The 19,847-nt window shown below is 72.9% G+C and carries 16 protein-coding genes; 6 read left to right on the top strand and 10 right to left on the bottom strand.

From position 1 onward, the window contains the following. Positions 1-3: 3 nt before the first annotated feature. Entirely contained in the window at positions 4-2,889 is a 2,886-nt protein-coding gene (locus tag ACFXJ8_RS18265; protein WP_379645072.1) for an ATP-binding protein, read from the bottom strand. A 59-nt stretch (positions 2,890-2,948) separates the two neighbouring features. Here ACFXJ8_RS18265 and ACFXJ8_RS18260 point away from each other — a divergent pair, with 59 nt between their 5' ends. Then, positions 2,949-3,518 (top strand): TIGR03086 family metal-binding protein, encoded by a 570-nt coding sequence (locus tag ACFXJ8_RS18260; RefSeq protein WP_379645071.1) that lies wholly within the window; start codon positions 2,949-2,951, stop codon positions 3,516-3,518. 174 nt (positions 3,519-3,692) lie between these two features. On the opposite strand, the gene ACFXJ8_RS18255 is transcribed toward ACFXJ8_RS18260, so the two are convergent. Next, on the bottom strand, positions 3,693-4,832 hold the full coding sequence (locus ACFXJ8_RS18255) for a DoxX family membrane protein (RefSeq protein ID WP_379645070.1): 1,140 nt from the start codon (positions 4,830-4,832) through the stop codon (positions 3,693-3,695). 166 nt (positions 4,833-4,998) lie between these two features. Between ACFXJ8_RS18255 and ACFXJ8_RS18250 the strand changes: the two genes are divergently transcribed. Beyond that, the gene (locus ACFXJ8_RS18250) at positions 4,999-5,922 is read left to right on the top strand and encodes a DUF5996 family protein (protein WP_379645069.1); all 924 of its coding nucleotides are present in this window, start codon (positions 4,999-5,001) and stop codon (positions 5,920-5,922) included. Positions 5,923-6,031: 109 nt separating this feature from the next. On the opposite strand, the gene ACFXJ8_RS18245 is transcribed toward ACFXJ8_RS18250, so the two are convergent. Both ACFXJ8_RS18245 and ACFXJ8_RS18240 read right to left on the bottom strand, forming a co-directional pair. Beyond that, complete coding sequence (locus ACFXJ8_RS18245) at positions 6,032-7,585, bottom strand: ABC transporter permease (RefSeq protein WP_379645068.1); 1,554 nt, start codon at positions 7,583-7,585, stop codon at positions 6,032-6,034. Then, the gene (locus tag ACFXJ8_RS18240; RefSeq protein ID WP_379645067.1) at positions 7,582-8,466 is read right to left on the bottom strand and encodes an ATP-binding cassette domain-containing protein; all 885 of its coding nucleotides are present in this window, start codon (positions 8,464-8,466) and stop codon (positions 7,582-7,584) included. Before ACFXJ8_RS18240 ends, ACFXJ8_RS18245 begins: the two co-directional genes overlap by 4 nt. Before the next feature lie 70 nt (positions 8,467-8,536). Between ACFXJ8_RS18240 and ACFXJ8_RS18235 the strand changes: the two genes are divergently transcribed. Beyond that, positions 8,537-11,053, top strand: a complete 2,517-nt coding sequence (locus ACFXJ8_RS18235; RefSeq protein ID WP_379645066.1) for an AAA family ATPase — start codon at positions 8,537-8,539, stop codon at positions 11,051-11,053. Between the two features lie 18 nt (positions 11,054-11,071). Beyond that, complete coding sequence (locus ACFXJ8_RS18230) at positions 11,072-12,205, top strand: acyltransferase family protein (protein WP_379645065.1); 1,134 nt, start codon at positions 11,072-11,074, stop codon at positions 12,203-12,205. 89 nt (positions 12,206-12,294) lie between these two features. Here ACFXJ8_RS18230 and ACFXJ8_RS18225 read toward each other — a convergent pair whose 3' ends face one another. After that, complete coding sequence (locus ACFXJ8_RS18225; RefSeq protein ID WP_379645064.1) at positions 12,295-12,924, bottom strand: TetR/AcrR family transcriptional regulator; 630 nt, start codon at positions 12,922-12,924, stop codon at positions 12,295-12,297. Positions 12,925-13,008: 84 nt separating this feature from the next. Here ACFXJ8_RS18225 and ACFXJ8_RS18220 point away from each other — a divergent pair, with 84 nt between their 5' ends. Beyond that, entirely contained in the window at positions 13,009-13,821 is an 813-nt protein-coding gene (locus tag ACFXJ8_RS18220) for an alpha/beta fold hydrolase (RefSeq protein ID WP_379645063.1), read from the top strand. Positions 13,822-13,914: 93 nt separating this feature from the next. Here the strand turns inward: ACFXJ8_RS18220 and ACFXJ8_RS18215 are convergent, their stop codons facing one another. Genes ACFXJ8_RS18215 through ACFXJ8_RS18205 form a run of 3 tightly spaced genes read right to left on the bottom strand, consistent with a single transcriptional unit; the run spans position 13,915 to position 16,141 of the window. Next, positions 13,915-14,340, bottom strand: a complete 426-nt coding sequence (locus ACFXJ8_RS18215; protein WP_379645062.1) for a nuclear transport factor 2 family protein — start codon at positions 14,338-14,340, stop codon at positions 13,915-13,917. A gap of 35 nt (positions 14,341-14,375) precedes the next feature. Beyond that, positions 14,376-15,164 (bottom strand): ABC transporter permease, encoded by a 789-nt coding sequence (locus ACFXJ8_RS18210; protein ID WP_379645061.1) that lies wholly within the window; start codon positions 15,162-15,164, stop codon positions 14,376-14,378. Then, positions 15,161-16,141, bottom strand: a complete 981-nt coding sequence (locus ACFXJ8_RS18205; RefSeq protein ID WP_379645060.1) for an ATP-binding cassette domain-containing protein — start codon at positions 16,139-16,141, stop codon at positions 15,161-15,163. Before ACFXJ8_RS18205 ends, ACFXJ8_RS18210 begins: the two co-directional genes overlap by 4 nt. A gap of 67 nt (positions 16,142-16,208) precedes the next feature. On the opposite strand from ACFXJ8_RS18205, the gene ACFXJ8_RS18200 reads away from it, so the two are divergent. Continuing rightward, positions 16,209-18,398: a polysaccharide lyase 8 family protein gene (locus ACFXJ8_RS18200; protein WP_379645059.1), complete on the top strand. Its 2,190-nt coding sequence runs from the start codon at positions 16,209-16,211 to the stop codon at positions 18,396-18,398. Here the strand turns inward: ACFXJ8_RS18200 and ACFXJ8_RS18195 are convergent. Then, positions 18,367-18,876, bottom strand: a complete 510-nt coding sequence (locus ACFXJ8_RS18195; RefSeq protein WP_379645058.1) for a potassium channel family protein — start codon at positions 18,874-18,876, stop codon at positions 18,367-18,369. The genes ACFXJ8_RS18200 and ACFXJ8_RS18195 overlap by 32 nt on opposite strands. Continuing rightward, complete coding sequence (locus ACFXJ8_RS18190; RefSeq protein ID WP_379645057.1) at positions 18,876-19,847, bottom strand: DUF4331 family protein; 972 nt, start codon at positions 19,845-19,847, stop codon at positions 18,876-18,878. Before ACFXJ8_RS18190 ends, ACFXJ8_RS18195 begins: the two co-directional genes overlap by 1 nt.

The following is a 19,847-nucleotide window of genomic DNA, read 5'->3' as shown; positions in this document are numbered from 1 at the left end:
GGGCTAGAGCATCTCGTGAGGGGAATCGCCTGCCATCCGTAGGACTACTAGTGCCAGTTCGGTACGTGAGCTGACACCGAGCTTCGGATAGATCTTGTAGAGGTGGTACTCCACCGTGCGCGGGCTGAGGAACAGCTGCGCGGCCACCTCCTTGCTGGACGCGCCCGCCGCCACCAGCTTGGCGATGCGCAGCTCCTGCGGGGTCAGCGCGCCGAGCGCGTCACGCTCGGGCCTGGCCCGCGTCTCGCCCGCCGCGCGCAGCTCGTCGCCCGCCCTGCGCGCCCACGGGTCGGCTCCCGCCCGCTCGAACGTCTCCATCGCGTAGCGCAGGTGCGAGCGGGCGTCGCCGGGGCGGTGCAGCCTGCGCAGGCGTTCGCCGTACAGCAGGGCGGTCCTGGCCCGCTCGAAGCCCTCCGGATGCAGGCCCATGGCCTCGCCGAAGGCGGCGTCGTCGCCGGTCAGCGCCCTGCACCTGGCCAGCAGCGCCCGCGCCTGCGGGGTGCGGGCGTCGGCAGACCAGCGCTCGTAGGCGGCCACGGCGGCGCGGGCCGCGTCCAGCTCGCCGCAGCCGACCGCGGCCTCCACCCTGTCGGGCGTCGAACGCCACGCCGCCGTGGGATGCCCCGCCACGGCCAGCGCCGCGAACCGGTCATGGGCCGCCGCGTGACGTCCCATGCCCAGATCGAGCAGGCCGAGCGCGTAGCGGGCCACGCTCGCCCGCAGCCCGAGGTGGTGCGGGATCGCGATCGCCAGCGACTCGTGGGCCATGCGCGCGCAGTCGTCCTCACGTCCCTGGACCGCCGCCACCGCGGCCAGGTTGGCCAGGTGGGCGGCGACCGAGTTGGTGTATCCGGCCTCGCGGGCCAGCTCCAGGCCCTCCTGGGCGATCGCGGCGCTGAGCGCGAACCTGCCCTCGATCCGCTCGGCCGTCGCCACGAACTCCAGCACCACCGGCAGCTGCCCCACCACGCCTGAGACCCTGGCGGCGCGGCCTGCCCTGGTGGCCAGCTCGGCCGAGACGTCGGCCTCGCCCAGGTAGCTGGCCGCCGCCGCGGCCCACATGAAGGCGGCCGGCTCCTCGAGTTCGTCGGTACGGCCCAGCGCCCGGCGCAGCAGCAGCGCCCCCTTGTCCCGGTCGCCACCGAGCATCGCGCCGATGCCCGCCACCGCGTCGCGAAGGAAGCCCTCGGGGAACGACTCGACGTGGCGGCCGATCGCCACGATCGACTGGACGTCGCCCACGTAGGAGGCCGCCTCCGAGGCGTCGGCCAGCATCTCCAGCGTGTCGCCCGAGGACAGAATGCGCATCGCCTCGGCCGCGTCGCCGGAGTTGAGCTCGAACCTGCCCCTGAGCTGCGCGAACTCGGGCCGGTCGGCCAGCGCTCTGGCCTCGGCCAGGCAGCTTTCCGCCTGTCCGGGACGGCCGCCGAGCCAGGCCGAGGTGGCCGCCGCGGCCAGCCGTACCGCACGCCGCTCAGGCTCCGGCGTCAGCTCCGCCGCCCGCACCAGCGCGGTCGCCGCGTCGGCGTAACCGCCCCGCGCCCTCGCCCGCTCGGCCGAGGCGGCCAGGTCGGCCGCGACCTCCTCGTCCTGGCCCACCGTCGCCGCCGCCCGGTGCCAGGCCCGCCGGTCGGGATCGGCCACCTGTACGGCGAGCGCCCCGTGCACCGCCCGCCGTTCGGCGGCGCTGGACTCGGCGTGGACGGCCGACCTGACCAGCGGATGCCTGAACCTGATCGCCGAATCGACGCTGACCAGGCCTGCCGCCTCCGCGGGCCGTAGCGCGGGCTCGGCGGTGTCGGCGGCCTTCAGGACCACGTCGAGGTCGCCCCTGCCTTCGAGCGCGGCCACCAGGAGCAGCCGCCTGGTGTCCTCGGGCAGCCGCCGTACCTGCTCGCCGAAGATGCCCGCGCCGACCGGCAGCGGCTCGGGCAGCGGCGCGGTACCGGCGAGCTGGGCGGGGGACAGCAGGTCCACCGTCTCGCGCAGGGCCAGCGGGTTGCCGCCGGTCAGCTCGACCAGGCGCGCCACCACCTCCGGCGTGGGCTGCGGGCGATGCCGCGGGGGTGCGGCGTGCTCGTGTGCGGGCGCGGCTCGCTCGGCGCGTTGGGCTCGCTCGGCTCGTTCTGTTAGGAGTGTGGCGGCGCTGTCCTGGTCGAGCCCGGTCAAGGGCAGCTCGGGCAGGCCCGGCGTGCGCGTCTCCCCTCGTACGGCCAGCAGCATCGCGATGCGCTCGCTGCCGAGCCGCCTGGCCGCGAACAGCACGGCGTCCGCCGACGCCTGGTCGATCCACTGGAAGTCGTCGACCACGACCAGCAGACCTTCGGTCGCCGCTGCGTTGACCGGCAGACCGTCGGGTGCCGCCGTCTCGACCGGCAGGTCGTCGGGCAGCGCCGTGGCCTCGGCCGACAGGCCGTCGGGTGACGCCGCCTCCGCCGGCAGGCCGTCGGGGAGGGCCGTGACCGGCAGGCCGGCGCGTGCCGGTGCCTCGATCGGCGGGTCGTCGGGTGCCGCGGCCTCGATCAGGAGGGAGAGGACACCTGCCGCGACGAGGAAGCGGTCGTCGCTGCGGGTGGCGGCCAGGCCGAGCGCTCCCGCCACCGCGTCGCGCTGTGGCTCGGGGAGGGCGTCAAGATCGGCGGTGACGGGGTGGAGGAGCTGGTGGAGAGCCGCGAACGCCAGCCCTGTCTCGCTCTCGGCGCCCGTGGCCCTGAGCACCCGCAGCCCGCCCGCCTGGCGAACCGCGTGCTCGACGAGTGCCGACTTGCCGATCCCGGCGTCGCCGCGGATGACGAGCGCCTGACCTTGGCCTTTTCTCGCTGCGGACAGGAGGTCGGTGATGGCGGCTTGCTCGGCGGCTCTGCCGTACAGAGGGTCGTTCTCGTGCACTCGGTCGAGCTTAACCTCAAGTATTGGAATGAAGCGTTCCGTTCTGCTATGATGAAGACATGATCCTCACCCAGGCGCACGAAGCCCTCCGCACCGCCGTCCGCAACGTTCCCGCCGACGGTTGGGAGCTGCCCACCCCCTGCGCGGAGTGGACCGTCACCCAGGTCCTCCAGCACGCCGCCGGCGACCAGATCGGCTACGCCGCGTTCATCACCGGCGGGCCGCTCCCCGAGGAGAACCCGTTCGCCCCCTCGGGCAAGCTCGCCGACGCTCCCGAAGAGGTGGCGGAGCGGGCGATGAAGGCCTCGGCCGACGCGTGGGCGACCGTTTCGCCCGACGCCCAGGAGGTGCCGGTCCCGGTGCCGCCGAACACGATGACCTACTCCCTCGGCATCGGGGCGTGCGCGCTCGACGCCGCCGTCCACGCGTGGGACATCGCGATGGCGACAGGGCAGCCCTCGCCGCTCACCCCGGCCATGGCCCGCGAGCTGCTGCCGATCGCCGAGCAGCACATCGAGCCGCTCAGGGCCTACGGCGTCTACGCCGCCGCCCTCGAGCGCCAGGACGGCGACGACGACGTGGCCCTCCTGCTGCGTTACCTCGGCCGCGACCCCCACTGGAAGCCCTGACCCACCCGGCCGGGGACACCCCTGGCCCCACACTGCGCGCCCCGGCCCCCGGCCCCCGGCCCCCGGCCCCCGGCCCCCGGCCCCCGGCCCCCGGCCCAGGGGTCAGGGGTCAGGGGTCAGGGGTCAGGCCTCCGGCTCCCGCCCCCGGCGTCAGGCCCGGCTCCCGGCCCAGCGTCAGCCCCCGGCGTCAGGCCCGGGTCGACGCCGGGCGGCGGCCAGTTCGTCCCTGAGCCGGTCGACCTCGGAGCGCAGCTGCTCCACCTCGGTGCCCTCCGGCTCGCTCGCGCCGACCTGCGAAGGCGCGCTGCCCTGGGAAGGCGTGCCGCCCTGCGAAGGTACCGGGTGCCTGCCCGCGTCGGCCTCACCGCTGTCCGGCCCGCCCAGGGCCTCGTGCGCGGCCTGCCGTCCAGCCTCGTACGGCCTGATCTGGGGCGGGGTCGGCCGTCCGGCCTCCTGTGTCGTCTGGTGTCCGGTCTCGGTCGGTCGTTCCGTTTCATGCGCCGTGTGGTGTCCGATCTGAGGCGGGGTCGGTCGTCCCGTCTCCTGCGTCGTCTGGTGTCCGGTCTCGTGCGAGGCCTGGTGCCCCCTCAGCGAGGTCTCGTGCGAGGGCACGATCAGCGGGGTCTCGTGGACGACCGGGCCCGCGGAGGTCGCGTGGGCGGGGTCGGGGCCGAGGTCGGGCACAGACGCGGGCACAGACGCGGGCACGGATGCGGGCGCGGACGCGGGCACAGGAACGGGCGCGGGCCGGGCAGCGCCCACGGGGGAGTACCGGGACATCGGCCGCTCCACCATGAAGGCGCGGGCCGCGGAGGGATCTTCGGACGCGCGCGAGACGATGACCGCCCCCGTCGGCACGGTGGGCGCCGCGGGCGCCTCCTCGTTGTCGATGCGTTCGTCCCGCGTGGCGGTCCACCGGCTGACCAGGCCGTCGAACCCGAGCCGCCCGCCGCCGAGCCCCAGCAGCATCAGGCAGGCCGCCGCGAGCGCCACCACCAGTTCCCAGCCCGGCGTGCTGGTGAAGATGCCGTGGCGCGCCTCGACGAATATCGCCGCTCCGACCATGCACACCAGCAGTGCGACCGCCGCGATCCGCACGCCGAGACCGACGATGAGCATGGCCCCGCCGATGATCTCGCTAAGGGTGACGAACAGGGCGGCGAGCTGCGGGCTCGGCACGCCGATCTGGGTGAAGCCGGCGGTGGTGCTGTCCAAGCCCGCCTGCCACTTCTGCAGGCCGTGGGCCATGAAGATGATGCCGACCAGCACACGGGCGACGAGCAGTGCGAGGTCGCTGCCGATTCTCTTTGTCATAAAAGATCCCCCCGTTCCCTTACTTCCCTTCTGTACGCCGAAGGCATGGGCCGCCGGGAGTTGTGAGAAGAGGTTTGACCTGCGCTGTGCGGCGATTAACGAGGGCTGACCGGAAAATCGCCTGACATGGTGTTCTGTCCGCTTGCCTGCCGGGCAGCATGAGTCGATGGAGCTCTTTCCCGCCATGCCGTACGAGGATTGGCTCGAGACCAAGGACACCTTCCACAGGTTCGCGCAGATCGTCGGAAAGGTGCGGCTGGCCACGAGTCCCCGGCGCAATCACTGGTGGAACGTGCCCTTCCACCTGACCGGTCGTGGCATCACCACCAGGCCGATGGGTCTGCCGGTTCCGTTCAGCATCGACTTCGACCTGGTCGGCCACCGCCTCGTCGTCGACAGGGTCGACGGGCGCAGCGCTGAGTTCTCGCTGGTCGGCCAGTCGGTCGCCGGTTTCTACGCCAGGCTCTTCGAGATCCTCGACGACTTCGGGATCGACGTGGAGATCCTGGCGGTGCCGTACGACCTGGTGGACAAGACCCCGTTCGCCCAGGACACCAAGCACGCCGCCTACGACCCGGCGCTCGTCAACCGGTACTGGACGGTCCTGTCGCAGGTCGCCCAGGTGCTCGAACGCTTCGCCGGCGACTTCTGTGGCAAGACCAGCCCGGTACACCACTTCTGGCACACCCTGGACATCGCGGTCACCCGTTTCACCGGCCGGGTCGTCGGCGCGTCGCCCGAGGTCGACCCCGTCACGAGGGAGGCCTACAGCTGGGAGGTGATCAGCGCGGGCTTCTGGTTCGGCGACGAGGAACGGCCGTGGCCCGCGTTCTACTCCTACACCGCTCCCGAGCCGGACGGCCTGCACGAGCAGCCCCTCTGGCCCGACTGGGCGGCGTGGATCCCGGCCAGGGGCGCGCACCTGGCGGTCCTGAAGTACGACGACGTCAGGGAGAGCGACGACCCCGTCGCCACCGTGCTCGGCTTCCTCACCAGCGCCTACCAGGCGGGCGCCAAGCTGACCGGCTGCGACTCCGCCAGGCTGGCCAGCGCCGACGGCATCACCGACCCCTGCCTGGAGCCGCGCTGACCGCGACCTGCTCCGGCCGGACGGCGTCAGACCGCGACCGGCTCAGACCAGAAGCGGACACACGGCCGGCCCCGCCGTACTGACGGCGGGGCCGGGGTGTCGCGGGGCCTCAGAGCAGCGCCCTGCGCCGAAGCGCGGCCAGTCCCGCGGCGGTGAGCGCCAGGGTGAGCGCGCCCATGACGGCCACCGGAGCGAGGGCGAACTCCTCGCCGGACAGCACCATCGGCAGGTTGGGGAAGGGCACGACGTACTTGGCGACCCAGTAGTCGATGCCGATGATCGGCCCGAGCACCTCGCCGAAGAGGTTGACGAACAGGAAGGCCGCCCAGCTGATCCCGGCCGCCGCCCTGGGCAGCAGGCCGAATGCGAGCACGCCGACCCCCGCCAGCACCCATACGGCGGGCACCTGCACCAGCGTGCCGGGCAGGACGCCCAGCGGGTCGCCGACCGCCAGCCCCATCGCGAGCCCCGACGCCGCGAGGATCACGACGCTGCCGCCGAGGGCGAACACCAGGTGGCTCCACGCCCAGCGAAGGCGGCCGACGGGGGTGGCCAGGAGCAGTTCGGCGCGTCCCACGACCTCCTCGTTGCGCAGCCGGAGCAGGGCGAGCAGCGGGTAGAGCGCGGCGACGTAGCCGAGGCTCAGCGCGATCAGCCACAGGTAGGCGTCCGTCATGCCGACGCCTTCGCCCGCGGTGTAGCGGCGCAGGAACTCCTCGACGGCCGCGCCCTGCCGGGACACCTCGGGGATCGACATCGCGAGCGCGCCCAGCACCAGGCCCGCGACGGTGTACCCGATGGTCCAGCCGATCAGCAGGCCCCGCTGCAGCCGCCACGCCAGGGCCAGCGGGCCGCGCAGCGAGGTGGATCCGGCAGGGCCGGGACGCTGCGGGATGACGCCGTGGCCGACGTCGCGGCGCGCGGCCAGACGGTAGGCGGCGGCGACGGTCAGCGCGGTCAGCGCGAGGCTGGGCAGCAGCGCCGCCCAGTTGTCCTCGCCGTACGGCTTGACCAGGTGGCTCCAGCCCTGCGGAGAGAGCCACTTGAGCGCGCTCACCCCGCTGCCGTCGGCGACGAAACGCAGCAGGTAGCTGACGCCGAGCCCGAGCGCGGCCAGCCCGATGGCGGTGCGCGCCCCCTCGGTGAGCTGCGCGGCCAGCGCGCCGACGCCGGTGAAGACGAGCCCGATCGCGGTGATCGCGGCGCCGAAGGCCAGTGAGCCCGACAGGTCGAAGCCCATGGCGGCCATCGAGAGGCCGGCCAGCAGGCCCGCCAGCGCCATCGCGGCGGCGGTGACCGACAGCGCGGCGGTCAGCGGCGCGAGCCTGCCGATCACGCCCGCTCCCACCAGTTCGGCGCGGCCCGACTCCTCCTCGGCGCGGGTGTGCCTGACGACCATGAGGACGGCGAGCAGCGCGATGATCGTGTAGATGGCGTCGCCGTTCTTCCACACCGCCATCCCGGCCACGGTCGGCGAGTAGACCTCGCCCGCGAACGCGGTCAGCGCCTTGTTGGCGGCCATCTCCCTGGCGAAGTCGCCGATCGAGGGGATCGAGGTCGCGTACCTGTTGGCCTGCCCCGCCGCCAGCACGGTCAGCAGCACCATCCACGCCGGAGCGATCAGCCGTTCGCGGCGCAGGATCAGCCTGACGAGAGTCTTCATCGGTCGTTCGTCTCCGAGTAGTGCCGCATGAAAAGGTCTTCGAGCGAGGGCGGCTGGCTGACGAGACCGACGATCCCGGCCTCGGCCAGCCTGCGCATCGCCTTGTCGAGGTCCTGGTCGTCGACCTGGAAGGTGACGCGCCCGCCCTGGACCTCCAGGCCGTGCGCCCACGGCAGGTCGGGCGCCGGGCCCGACAGCGTGGCGGTGATCCTGGTCATCGTCAGGTGCCGCAACTCGGTCAGGGTGCCCGACTCGACCGTGCGGCCCGCGCGGATGATGCTCACCCGGTCGCAGAGGCTCTCGACCTCCGACAGGATGTGGCTCGACAGCAGCACCGTCCTGCCGCGCCGTTTCTCCTCCAGCACGCACTGCTGGAAGACGGCCTCCATGAGCGGGTCGAGCCCGGAGGTCGGCTCGTCGAGGATCAGCAGGTCGGCCGCGGAGGCGAAGGCCGCGACCAGCGCCACCTTCTGCCTGTTGCCCTTGGAGTAGGTCTTGGCCTTTTTGCGCGGGTCGAGCTCGAAGCGCTCCATCAGCTCCGCTCGCCTGGCGGCGTCGAGGCCGCCGCGCAGCCGGCCCAGCAGGTCGATCACCTCGCCGCCGGTCAGCGAGGGCCACAGGTTCACATCGCCTGGCACGTAGGCCAGCCGCCGGTGCAGCTCGGTGGCGTCCTTCCACGGGTCGCCGCCGAGCAGGACGGCGGTGCCGGAGTCGGCCCGCATCAGCCCGAGCAGGACGCGGATCGTGGTGGACTTGCCGGCGCCGTTGGGACCGAGGAAGCCGTGCACCTCGCCGGTGTTCACCTCGAGGTTCAGGCCGTCCAGCGCGTGCGCCTTGCCGAAGCTCTTGTGGAGCCCCTGGATGGAGATCGCGGTGTTCATGACTCGAAAATCTAGGAAACCGGGAGATCGGTGGGTATCGGGCAAATGCCCAAGAGATAGGTTGCGTGGCATGCTGTACGGCCGTCAGGAAGAGTTGGACCGCCTTCGCGGGCTCGTGTCAGGAGCACGGGAGGGGCGCAGCGCCGCTCTCGTGATCCGCGCCGAGCCGGGGACGGGCAAGACCGCCCTGATGGAGGCCGTCGCGCACGACGCGGGCGTCCGCGTCCTGCGGGTGGCGGGGGCCGAGACGGAGGCCGAGCTGCCGTTCGCCGCGCTCCACCTCATCCTGCGCCCGCTCCTGGACGGCCTCGACGCGCTGCCGCAACCGCAGGCCGACGCGCTGCGCGGCGTGCTGGGCCTGGCCGCGAGGCCGGAAGGGCAGGACAGGTTCCTGACGGGGCTGGCCACGCTGACCCTGCTGGCCGAGCAGGGGCCGCTGCTGTGCCTGGTGGACGACGCCCACTGGATCGACCGCGCCTCGCTGGACGCGCTGCTGTTCGCCGCCAGGCGGCTGGACGCCGAGGGCGTCGTGCTGGTCTTCGCCACCAGGATCATGGAGCGCGATCTGCTGGCGACGGCGGGGCTGCCCGAACTGCGGCTGGAGGGCCTGGACCGGGCCGCCGCACTGCGGCTGCTGGCCGAGAGCGCTCCGGGGCTGCCGCCGTCCACAAGAGAGCGCGTCGTCGCCGAGTCGGGCGGCAACCCGCTCGCGCTGATCGAGCTGCCCCGCATGGACGTCGACGCCCTGGCCGGGGGCCCGCTTCCGCTCCCGCACCGCCTCCAGGAGGCCTACCAGGAGCGCGTCCGCGCGCTGCCGCCCGACACCCGCACGTTGCTGCTCGCCCTGGCGGCCGAGGGGGAGCTGTCGGCCGCGCTCCGGGCGACGGGGCTGTCCGTCGGCGCGCTGGCGCCTGCCGAGCAGGCGGGTCTGGTCACCGGCGCGGAGTTCCGGCACCCGCTCGTCCGCGCCGCCGCCTACCAGAGCGCCTCGTACGGCGAACGCGTCGCCGTCCACCGCGCGCTGGCCGAGGTCACCTCAGGCGAGCGCCGCGCCAGGCACCTGGCCGCCGCAGCCACCGGCCCCGACGAGGAGGTGGCCGCCGCGCTGGAGGCCGCCGCCGCGACCGCCCGCCAGATCTCCGGGTACGGCGAGGCCGCCGCCGCCCTCGAACGCGCCGCCAGGCTCACCCCCGACACCGGCGAACGCGCCCGCAGGCTCATCGCCGCCGCCGAGCTGGCCGCCGACGTGGGGGAGGGCGAACGCGCCCGCGCCCTGCTCGACGAGTCGGCGCACCTCGCCGCAACCTCCCTCGCCGGAACCTCCAAGGCGCTGGTACGGCTGCGCGCCCGCATCGAGTTCGAGCACGGCTCGCCCGAGTCGGCCTGGCGGCTCCTCCTCGATGCGGGGCAGGACCTGCTGGTCGAGGCGGCGCGGGTGGCCTGGTCCGTCGGCGACGCCGAGGGCCTGCGCGCCGTCGGCGAGCGCATGGGCGAGGGCCGCGCGAGCCTGGTCGACGGGGCCGTGGAGCTGCTGTCCGCCGACCCCGGAAGGGGCCTCGACCTGATCAGGCGGCACCTCGGCCAGGCCCCCGAGCGCAGGGACGACCTCCAGCTCAACCCCACGTCCCTCGCCCTGCTGTCGGGTGACTTCACCACCGCCCGCGACCACCTCCAGGCATTGGCCGCCGACCTGCGTTCCCGTGGCGCGATCGGCTGGCTGCCCGGCGTGCTGGCCGTACTCGCTGAGACCGAGACGCTCCTGGGCGCGGCCCGCGCGGCCGAGAGGACGGCGACGGAGGCGCTGCGGATCGCCGAGGACACCGGACAGCACCGGCACGCGACCGTCGCCCGCGGCCTGCTCGCCCACGCCGCGGCGCTGCGCGGCCGGCCGCCGGGCGACGAGCTGGACGGCGACTGGGCCGACCGCGCCCGCGCCGCCTACGACCTGGTCACCGGCAGGTGGGAGTCGGCGCTCGACCGGCTCGGCCGCCTGGCCCATCGCCCCCACGGGGCCTGCTTCGCCGCCGACCAGGTGGAGGCCGCCGTCCGCGCGGGCCGTCCGGCCGAGGAGGCGCTCGGCAGGTACGAGAGCTGGGCGCTGGCCTCGGGGCAGCCGTGGGCGCTGGCCGTACGGCAGCGCTGTCTCGCCCTGCTCGCCGCAGACCCCGAGGAGCACTACGAGCAGGCGGTCGGCTGCCCCGACCTGCCGCTTCAGCAGGCCAGAAGCAGGCTCCTCTACGGCGAGTGGCTGCGCAGGTCCCGCCGCAAGAACGAGGCGAGGATCCAGCTCAGGTCGGCCATGGAGGTCTTCGAGCAGGCGGGCGCCGGGGCGTGGGCCGACCACTGCCGGGCCGAGCTGCGCGCGGCGGGCGGGGCCGTCGTCGCCCCCTCGGCGGACGGCGTGCTGCCCGAGCTGACCCCGCAGGAGCTCCAGATCGTCCGGCTGGCGGCCACGGGCGCGACGAACAAGGAGATCGGCGCCCAGCTCTTCCTGAGCCCGAAGACGGTCGGCCACCACCTCTACCGCGCGTTCCCGAAGCTCGGCGTCTCCAACCGGACGGAATTGGCGCACCTGCACCTCGTATAAGCCCATATAGTCGGGCGAATGTCCCCCTCCCCCTCCCGTCTGAGCTGGCTGGACGCCATCAGAGGGCCCGCCGCGCTGGCCGTGGTCCTGCACCACGCGGGCTGGACCTACTTCCCGGGGTTGTGGGCTCTGGTGGACAGCAGGATCGACCTCGGCACGTGGGGCGTCTTCGTGTTCTTCCTGGTCAGCGGGTACATCATCCCCGCCTCCCTGGAACGCCACGGCGACGTGCGGGCCTTCTGGATCGGCAGGGGGATGCGGCTGCTGCCGCTGCTGCTGGTGGCCGTCGCGCTCGCGCTGCTGCTCGCGTACGCCGGGGCGTACGAGCTCCACCAGGGCCTGGCCACGAAGCCGCTCTTCCTCGCCGTGCTGGGGAACGGGACGATGCTGCAGGAACTGCTCGGCGTGCCCGCCGTCATCAGCGTGATGTGGACACTCTCGTACGAGATGGCGTTCTACCTGATCACCGTCGCGCTCTTCAGCACCGGTCATGCCCACAGGTCGGCCCCCGTCGCCGCCGCGCTGGCGCTGCTCGCCGTACCGGCTGGGCTGGTGCTGCCAGGGCCGGTCATCGGCCAGTGGCTGGCGCTGCTCGGGTTGCCGGTGATCGCGGCCATCGCCGTGACCGTGTGGGGGAGCGGCCGGGCGCGTACGGCTGCCGCCGTGGCGGGCGGCGCGCTGGCGCTGGCGCTGGTCGTGCTCGGCAGCAGGATCGGGGCGTGGCAGGGGCTGATCATCCTGGCGGTGATGTTCGCGGGCACGGCCGTGCACCGGGCCGAGCGCGGGCAGATCCGATGGCGTACGGCGGCCGCCGCGCTGGTGGTCGTGACGGCGTGCGCGCTGTTCGCCAAGGACGATCCCGGCTGGGCCCCCGCGATCGTGGCGGCGGGGGCCTGCTTCGCGGCGGTGTTCGCGTGTCGGCGGCTGTCGTATCCGCGGTGGGTGACCCACCTCGGGGTGATCAGCTACTCGACCTACCTGCTGCATCCGCTGCTGCTGCGGCTGCTGTCGTCGGCGTGGCTGTACCTCCTCGTGCTGCTGCCGCTGGCGTACACGACGCACCGGTTCGTCGAACTGCCCGGCCAACGCCTGGCCAAGCGGCTGGCGCTGCGCGGACAGCGCCAGCCGCTTCCCGGGCAGCGCCTGGTCTGACCGGGCACGCGCCCTCGCCGGGGGCCGGTCCCGTGATGCCCCGCGCCGAGGGCCGGTCCCGCGACGGGGCCGGTCCCGCGACGCGCGGCTCAGGGGCGTGTGCCGTACGCGGCGAGGAAGGCGCGCGCTCCGTCGGCGGCGAAGGCGGCGAGCTCCTCGGCGGAGACGGCGTCGGTCCTGCCGTGGAACATCACCCGGTTGCTCGGGATCCACAGCAGCAGCCCGGCGAAGTGGTTGGCCGCCACCTGCGGATCCTCGACCTTCAGCAGCCCGCGCTCGTCGAGGCGGGCGAAGCAGTCGGCGATGGTCACGAGGGCGCGGGCGAAGCCGCGCTCCCAGTAGGCCCTGCCGAGGTCGGGGAAGCGGGCGGCCTCGCCGATGACCAGCCGCCTGATCTGCTGCACGCGCGGATCCATGATCGTGGTGACGAACCTGCCCGCGAGCGCGTGGATCATCCGCTCGACGTCGTCGGTCTCCGCGACGTCCTTGGTGAGCTCGACGAAGGGGTCGTCCACCCGGTCGCCGATGTCGTCGATGATCGACTGGAACAGGTGCTCCTTGTCCTTGAACTGCTTGTAGACCGTCTGCTTCGAGACCGCGGCGAGCGCGGCCACCTGGTCCATGCTCGCGCCCACGTAGCCGTTCTCCAGGAACACGGCGAGGGCGGCATCCATGATCTGCTGACGTTTCGCGGCTGCCCGCGTGGTCAAGTCGGCCAATTGAACTCTCCTCCCAGTACTAGACAGTACCGTACTGAGTGAGTACTGTACCGTCTAGTACCCCGAAGAAAGCAGGAGCTTCCCATGGCTATCGTTCACTCCGCCGACGGCACCGCCATCTCCTACGACCGCGTCGGCTCCGGCCCCGCCGTGATCCTCGTCGACGGCGCCACCGCCTACCGCGCCGTCAACCCCTCGGGGGCCGAGCTCGCCGAGCTGCTGTCGTCCTCGTTCACCGTCTACACCTACGACCGCAGAGGCCGCGGGGAGAGCGGTGAAGCCGCCGCCGACATCAGCGCGGCCGACGCGGTCGCCGCCGAGATCGCCGACATCGACGCGCTGATCGCCGAGGCGGGCGGCAGCGCCGCCGTGTGCGGCGGCTCCTCCGGCGCCGTCCTGGCCCTGGAGGCCGCGCTCGCCGGATCCTCGATCACCCGCCTCGCGCTCTACGAGCCGCCGTTCGTCGTGACCGACGACCGGGCCCCGGTGCCCGCCGACTACCGCCAGCAGCTCCTGACCGCCCTCGCGGACGGCCGCCCCGGCGACGCCGCCGCGCTGTTCCTCGGGTCCGCGGTCGGCATCCCCGCCGAGTACGTGGAGGGCATGCGCCAGGGCCCCGAGTGGGGGTTCATGGAGCAGGTCGCCCACACCCTCCCGTACGACGCGGCCGCGATGGGCTCGACGATGCTGGGCGAGGTGAAGGAGCTGGAGCGGTTCACCGCGATCCAGACGCCCTCGCTCGTGCTCTACGGCGGCAACTCCGACGCGTGGATGGTCGCGGCCGCCACGGCGCTCGCCGAGGTGCTGCCCAACGCCGAGCTCGCCTGCCTGGAGGGCCAGGACCACGCCGTCGCCGCCACCGCCATCGCCCCCGCACTCAGCCGCTTCTTCGCCTGAAGCATGGCCATCCTTCCCGGCGACAGGGTGCCCTGGCCGCGACCGGTGTGCCGCGCTCGCCGGATCCGGTCTGGGAGCGCGGCACCGATGGTTCTAGCCGCGCTTGGCGGCTGGCCAGCCGTGGCCCCAGCCGCCCTGGACCATCGTCTGGAACGCCCACCCGTCTTCGGTGCGTACCAGCAGGTCGGCGTAGTGCATGGTCTGCCGCTGGCCCTCGATGGTCATCGTGGCCTCGGTCTCGACGACGACCAGGTTCTCGCTGATGAAGCGGGGGGTGCGGGTCGACTCGAGGTCGAGCCCCGCCGTACCTCCGCCCATGGCCTGCTGCATCGCCTCGATGTACTCCTCCCGCGTCCACTGCCGCACCGCGGCGTGGCCGCCGGGCACGTCGGTGGCCAGGTTCATCGGGAAGACCGCAAGATCCGCCAGTTCCTCGATCGCGCCGCGGTCGGCCAGCGCGTCGTATTCGGCGAACCACGCCTCGATGCTCTTCAGTTCCTCGGCGGTCGGCTCATACATGGGTGTTCCTCCTTGTTGTAGTGGGGTGGCAGTGGTCATCTGCCGAGCGCCCGGTAGGCGCGGATCGAAAGGGGCAGGAAGACGGCGGTCAGCAGCAGGGGCCAACCGATCGCCGCCCAGGCCGCGTGCTGGGCCGCGAAGGAGTCGCCGCCCCAGCTCGGGCCGCCGAACAGATCGCGGGCCGCGGAGGCGGTCGCGGTCAGCGGGTTCCACTCCGCGACGGCCCCCAGCCAGGACGGCATCGTCGCCGGATCGACGAAGGCGCTGGACAGGAACCCGACCGGCCAGACCAGGATCTGCACCGCCACCACGGACTCGGGCCCCTTCACCGTGAGTCCGACGAGGATGCCGACCCAGAGCAGCGCGAAGCGCAGGAGCAGGAGCAGGCCGATGGCGGCCAGGGCGTCACCGGCTCCGTGCTGCCAGCGCCAGCCCATGGCCAGCCCCGCCCCGATCAGGAAGGCGAGCCCGATCACCGCGTTCATCATGTCGGCGAGGCACCGTCCCAGCACCACCGCCGACGCGCTCATCGGCATCGACCTGAACCGGTCGGTGATGCCCCTTGCCGCGTCGGTGGAGACGGCCAGCACCGTCGTCTCCAGGCCGAAGACCATCGTCATGGCGAGGAGGCCGGGCACCAGGAAGTCGACGTAGCGGCCGTCGGGCACGGTGATGGCGCCGCCGAAGAGACCGGCGAACATGAGCAGAATCATGACCGGGAAGACCCAGCCGAGCACCACCGCTCCCGGCTGCCGTGTCCAGTGCGTCACGTCCCGCCGGGTGATCGTCCACGCGTCCGTCACCCGCCACCTGAGCGCCGTCATACCGTCACCTCATCCCGTACGGCATGCGGCTCCGCGCCGGTCAGGCGCAGGAAGACCTCGTCCAGGGTCGGGCGGCGCAACGTCACGTCGACCGGTTCGACACCGGCCTCGCCCAGCGCCGTCGCGACCCGCATGAGCGCCTTCGTCCGCTCGGTCACCGGCAGGCTCAGCCGGAGCCTCCCGGTGTCCACCGCGACCCGCGCCGCATCCTCGCTGAGCGGTCGCACCGCCTCCATCGTGCGGGAGAGCGCCGCCTCGTCGGAGACGACGATGTCGATGCGATCACCGCCGATCGCCGACTTGAGCTCCTCCGGCGTACCCTCTGCGACGATCCGCCCTGTGGCCAGCATCGAGACGCGGTCGGCCAGCTGATCGGCCTCCTCGAGATACTGGGTGGTGAGCAGGACGGTCGTCCCGCCGTCCACGAGGTCGCGGATCGCGTCCCAGACCTCCCGCCGCGCCCGCGGGTCCAGGCCGGTCGTGGGCTCGTCGACGAAGAGCACCTGCGGCGAGACGATCAGGCTCGCGGCCAGGTCGAGCCGCCTGCGCATGCCGCCGGAGTACTTCCCCACGGGCTTGCCTCCGGTGTCGGCGAGCGAGAAACGTTCGAGCAGTTCGTCGGCGCGCTGCCGGGCTCTCGCCGCGCCCAGGTGGTGCAGCCGTCCGAACATCTCCAGGTTCTGCCGCCCCGTCATGATCTCGTCGACGGCCGCGTACTGCCCGACCAGACCGATGCTGCGCCGCACCTGCCCGGCCTGTCGCCGTACGTCGTATCCGGCCACCCTCGCCTCGCCCGAGTCGAACCCGAGCAGCGTGGCGAGGATGCGGACCGCCGTGGTCTTGCCCGCGCCGTTGGGCCCCAGGAGGCCGCACACCGTACCGGCCTCGACCCGAAGGTCGAACCCGTGCAGCCCCGCCGCGCCCGCATAGCGCTTACGCACGTCGATCGCCTCGATCGCGACCTGGTTTCCGTCCACCGTCCCCCTCTCGTCCCGTACGTTGTACCGTACAAGGTACGGGAAGCGCAAGAGGATAATCCGGAACGTGAAGGGTCTGTCCCGGCGCTTGTTCCTCCAACTCGGCGCGCTGGCCGCGATCCCCGGCCAGGGGGAGGACCCCTTCGTGCTGCTGCGCCGCCGATGGCGGGAGGTGACGATCGGCGGGCCGTACCCGAAAAGGCCCGATCCGAGCCAGCAGGCGGCCCGGTACCGGGACAGCATGGCCCCGCGCGGCGGGTCGCTCTGGCCCGGCCTGCCGTTCCCCTCCTTCACCGAGACGCCCGCCAGGCTGTGGGCCATGGCCCGCGCCTACGCGGTGGGCGGCGACGCGAGCCTGGCCGCGGCGGTCGCGACGGGCCTCGACCACTACCGCCGCCACGTGTACGCCGCGGGCGCCGACCCCGCGGGCAACTGGTGGAACTGGCAGATCGGCGTCCCCAAACGGCTCCTCGACGCGGCCGTGCTCATCGGCCCGCACCTGGGCGAGCACCGGAGCCGGGCGTTATGCGAGGCCGTGGACCACTTCCTGCCCGCATGCGTGGTCACGGACTACAGCGGCACCAGCACCGGCGCCAACCGGGTGGACCAGTGCACGGTCCTGCTGCTGCGGGCCGTCCTCGGCGCCGACCGGGACGGGGCCGCGCGGGCCGTCTCGGCGCTCGCGCCCGTCTTCCACTACGTCCAGGAGGGCGACGGGCTCTACCAGGACGGCTCGTTCATCCAGCACACCACCGTCCCCTACCAGGGCGGCTACGGCGTGGTGCTGCTGTCGGGCCTGGCCACGCTGTTCGCGGTGCTGCGCGGAACGCCGTGGGCGCTCACCGACCGCAACGTCTTCGACGCGGTCGAGCGGTCGTTCGCGCCGTTCGTCCACGACGGGTTCTGCATGGACCTGGTCAGGGGCAGGGGGATCGGCCGGCGGCCGTACGGCGACCACCGGCGCGGGCACGAGCTCGCCGCCGCGATCCTGCTGCTGGGAGAGTCGGCCTCCGCCGCCGAGCGGGCCTGCTGGCAGGGCATGGTCAAGGGATGGGTACGGCGCGCCGCCCACCGTCCCGCGCTCGACCCGGCCGCGCAGGCCCGCCTCGACGCCGTCATGGACGACGACGCGATCCCCGCGCTCGACGAACCCGTCGGGCACCGGCTGCTGCCGATGAGCGCCCGCGCCGTCCACCGCAGGCCGGGATGGTGCGCGGCGCTCAGCATGGCCTCGGCCACGATCGGCCACTACGAGCACGGCAACGGCGAGAACCTGCGCGGCTGGCACACCGGCTCGGGCCTGCTCTACTGGTGGGCCGACGGCCACGGCGAGCAGTACTCCGACGCTTTCTGGCAGACCGTCGACCCCTACCGGCTGCCCGGCACGACCGTCTCCACCATGCGGCTACCGGACGGCGCGGGCGGCGCGTGGGGCGAGACCTGCCCGCCGGGACGCTGGGTCGGCGGCGCGACCGACGGCACGTACGCCACGGTCGGCCAGCACCTCAACGGCCTCGAGAGCACGGTGGAGGCCTTCAAGTCGTGGTTCTTCCTCGACGACGCCGTGGTCTGCATGGGCGCGGGCATCACCGGCGCCGACGGCGTCGCCGTGGAGACCGTCGTGGACAACCGCAGGACCGAGGCGCCCCTCACCGTGGACCGCGTGGCCGGCTGGGCGCACCTGGAGGGGCACGGCGGCTACGTCCTGCCCTGCGCCCCGCTGCGCACGCTGCGCGAGCGGCGCACCGGCGGGCCGGCGATGCGCGGATACGTGACGCTCTGGCTCGACCACGGCGTCGACCCGAGGTCGGCCGGATACCTCTACCTGCTCATGCCGGGCGCGAGCGCGCAGGCCACCAGGGCGCGCGCCGCCGACCCGGCGTGGGCGGGCGTGCTGGCCAACACCGCCAGGCAGCAGGGCGTCCACGTCCCCTCGATGGGGATCACCGCCGTCAACTTCTGGAACGACGGCGTCGCGGGGCCCCTGGCCGCCTCCGCCCCCTGCGCGGTGCTCGTCAGGGAGAGGGACGACGGCACGGCCACGCTGACCGTGTCTGACCCGCGCAGGGACCTGGACGAGCTGACGGTGACCTGGAACCGGCCGGTGGCCGAGGTGCTCGGCGGCCATCCGCTGCTGTCGTCCGCCACGACGGGCTCGACGCTGACGCTCGTCTGGGGACGCCTGGCCGACGCGTGCGGCGGCTCCTCGACGGTCACCGTACGGCTCAGTGGTGGGGCTTCTCGTGTCTCGACCTGACCTTCGCCTTGAACCGCACGGACATGAGCGAGACCGCCGACGCGAGAACGACCAGGTTGAACGCCATCTGCACCAGAACCAGCCCGCGTGCCAGCTGGCCGGAGGCATGGACGTCCCCGTAGCCGACGGTCGCCAGGGTGCTCACCGCGAAGTACAGGGCGTCCGTCTTGGTCTTCAAACCCACGAACTGCCCGTCCATCGACGTGGCGACGGCGAAGTCCGCCAGTGCGAACAGCACCACCCCCGTGAGCGTGAGCAGGAGCAGGCCGCGCAGCGGAAGGCGTCCATGGTCGACCTCCTCCTCCTGCTGCCTCGCCGCCAGCACGACGCCCCACACCAGCAGCGCCGTACCGAGGACGAACCCGCCCAGCCGTACCCACGTGAGCCAGCCTGGCACCCTCTCCTCCACCGGCAGGAGGTAGTAGAGCGCCACGATCAGCGCGGCGCTCCGCAGTGTCGACCAGAACGAGGGCGGCATCAGCCCTGCGGATGTGGTGGGCCCAGGTAGGGGAAGTCGGGCAGCAGGTCCGTGTGGGGCCCGATGCCGTCGTTCGGGACCTGGCCGTTGGTGACCATCCCGATGCGTACGTCGGTGACGTCGTCGTCAAGCCTGCGACCGTTGGGGTAGGCGGCCGGCCTGGACCGGTCGAAGCGCAAGACATCCGGCAGTACGGTGGCCAGCCGGTCCCTGGCGGCCTCGGCACTGTAGCCGCCGGTGTGCTGGAGCGCCGCGACCCAGGTGTCCAGGTAGGTGGCCACGTCGTCGGCCGGTTCGCCGCGGTTGTAGGCGTCCTTGGCGTCCTCGGCGTTGAAGTAGGCGGTCAGCGACGGGTGCGCGCCGCGGTCCACCGAGACGAGCTCGCCGCCCTCACGCAGGCACACCCGCCCCCACACGCCGATCTCCGGCGCGGCGCCGAGGACCCAGTCGGGCACTTCGAGGGCGATCCCGATGACGTTCTTGCCGGCCATGGTGTCGACGCCGGTCCACTGGAAGCCCTTGCCGATGCCTTCCAGGTCGGCGAAGAACGGATCGCTGCGCAGGCCCGCGAAGAACCTGAGCCAGCCCGTCTCGGTGATCGCGGACTCGGGCCCGAAGCTGACGGGCACGTCGGTGAGGATCTCGTCGCCCGCGGGCTCCCACGACCTGGCGTCGGCGTCGGTGCCGTGGACGACGGTGACCGTCTGCAGGCCGTCGCTCGGCGGGGAGAAGACGAAGCTGAACGCGACGTCGGCGCGCGCGTCGCCGTCGTTGTCGATGTTGAGCCGGTAGACGGCGTCGGGGCGCGGGTGCGGGCCGTGGGTCGGGTCGAACGCGAACGAGTTCACGTCCATGATCAGCACGGTGCTCTGCGGAGTGGTCGGCGACTCGAAGGCGAACACGTCGGTGAGGTCGAGGCGCGCGTCACCGGACGGCGGGCGCAGGTTGGGGCCGCTGAGATGGTGGGACAT

This window comes from Nonomuraea sp. NPDC059194, from assembly GCF_042754765.1.
Lineage (GTDB): Bacteria > Actinomycetota > Actinomycetes > Streptosporangiales > Streptosporangiaceae > Nonomuraea.
This window is presented reverse-complemented; position numbering and strand designations above follow the sequence as displayed.